1 protein-coding gene is annotated in these 308 nt (G+C 52.9%); it reads right to left on the reverse strand.

Annotation, left to right across the window (positions count from 1 at the left end):
- Positions 1-105 precede the first annotated feature (105 nt).
- On the reverse strand, positions 106-308 hold a 203-nt coding region (gene relB / locus AC0L3U_RS38990; protein ID WP_473365056.1), incomplete at its 5' end, for a type II toxin-antitoxin system RelB family antitoxin.

Below are 308 nucleotides of genomic sequence, written 5' to 3' on the forward strand. Positions count from 1 at the left end.
GGCGGGTCTTGAGGCGTCGTGCAGCGCCAGGGTTTTGTGCTGCGATAAAAGTCACGATTTCAATCAGGTCGCTAATGGCCTCATCAAGCCAAACAACGGGCAGCATCAGACTTTCGCCCTCTGTTTACGCTCCGCTTGCTCAATGATCGCTTCAACCCTCGCCATGACTTCATCATGAGGCACGCCGGGGCCGGGATTGGTCAGGCTTTTTTCGACTTTTTTACGAAACCAGAGATCATGGCTACTCGCCTGCTCTTCGGTTTCAAACTCCGAAACAATTGGGGAAAGTGGAACAGCCATCAGGTCAC

The sequence above is a fragment of the Bradyrhizobium sp. Kon69 genome (genome assembly GCF_055807515.1).